Source organism: Nitratidesulfovibrio oxamicus (genome assembly GCF_015731765.1).
Lineage (GTDB): Bacteria > Desulfobacterota > Desulfovibrionia > Desulfovibrionales > Desulfovibrionaceae > Cupidesulfovibrio > Cupidesulfovibrio oxamicus.
In genome coordinates, this window is record NZ_VRYY01000535.1 from 1 (window position 1) to 1,486 (window position 1,486).

A 1,486-nucleotide genomic window follows, 5' to 3' on the forward strand; every position below is an offset into this window, starting at 1 on the left:
GACGCCCACGCCGCGCCCCCGGCAACCTCCGCACCGGCGGACAAGGCCCCCGGCGATGCCCGGCCCGCCCCCATGCAGGGCTGCGGCTGCTGCCAGATGATGAAGGACGGGCACGGCAATATGGGGAACGTGGACGCCGCGCCGGGCGGCGCCGGACACATGATGCCGGGTGTTGACGGCAAGGCGCCGGTCCGCCACAGCTAGGGCGGCAAGACGCGCCACTGGACCATGCAACCGGACTGACCCGCTTGGGCGGATTGGCCTGACTGGCCCGATTGGCCTGACTGGCCGAAAAACCGGTCGGACCCGCCCAGGCTTTCCACGGCAGACATCAGGATTCCCCCGTGGGGCCGACACCTCCTCCTCGCCGGCCCCACGGTTCCGCCTCGCGGCGTACGCGCCCCCTTCACCGGGGGCGCGTTGCGTTGCGTAGTCACGCCATGCACACCCGCATGCCCGCTGTCGCTGCTTCATCAATGCTCCTGACGTTGCAACGATCCTGCACAACTGCTCCGCTACGCCCATCCCTTAGGACGACTGACAAAAATTCATACAGCTGTTTCAATGTTTTACAGTCATACAACAGCGATCTGTCCAAAAAGTATCCGCCAGAACAGCAACCATCACACACAGAAACAGCACAACATCGCCAATTTCATACAATTACTCCTTTGGCACACCGTTTGCCATACAGAATGCATCATCCGGCAACGGAAATCACTCACAGGAGTTCATCATGAAGATTACCCGCATCCTTCCCGCCGCATTGGCCCTGGTGGCCATTACCGCCGGAGCCGCACTGGCCGCGCAGAACGTTTCCTCCACCTCCATGGGCATGCAGTCCTGCTCCGGCTCCGCCACCATGCAGGCTCGCCACGCGACCATGGCCGCCAACATGGGTCAAATGATGCAGAATGGCCGCCACATGATGGGGAACGGCCAGCACATGGTGCAGAATGGCGGTCAGCACAGGATGCCCGGTTCCGTGTCCGCACCCTCCACTGGCCAGCCCCGTGCGCAGGAACCGGCTTCCGACGCCATGCTCGGCCTGAATCCGGGCAGGTAAACCGAACTTCGACGATGCGTCCCGCACTGCCGTTTGCAGCCGCATCGTTCGCCGCCATGATGGCGGTTTTCCCGCACGCGCCCCCTTCACCGGGGGCGCGTTGCGTTGCGCGGTCAGGCCGGTGCCTGCGCGGACAATGCCTGCCGTCCCCGATGCTCCGGCCCGACACGCGACCGTCATGCACCAGTCCGACGCAAGCCATTGCCCACCGTCAGCCAACGGTGGTACAAGCAGACTCAAGGTGTGCGACCTTTCGAGCCTTGCCCCCCTCGGTCCATCTGCCGTTCCGCCTCTCGCCCTTTCGGCCATTCCTGATACCCGCCAATCCGAGCAACCCGACCATTCCCGACAGCCCCGCACCTGCCGTCCGCCCCCGTGCCCCCGCGCCCGCGCCGGGCCGGGAGCCACCCCACCCCGCCC

The 1,486-nt window shown here is 65.3% G+C and carries 1 protein-coding gene and 1 pseudogene; both read left to right on the forward strand.

Annotated features, from left to right (window positions below; all coding sequences use genetic code 11):
* Positions 1-204: pseudogene (locus tag FVW20_RS15050) on the forward strand (hypothetical protein); the annotation flags it as partial.
* Between the two features lie 532 nt (positions 205-736).
* A complete protein-coding gene (locus FVW20_RS15055; protein ID WP_196610243.1) occupies positions 737-1,066 on the forward strand; it encodes a hypothetical protein in 330 nt (109 codons plus the stop codon).
* The last annotated feature ends 420 nt before the right edge of the window (positions 1,067-1,486 follow it).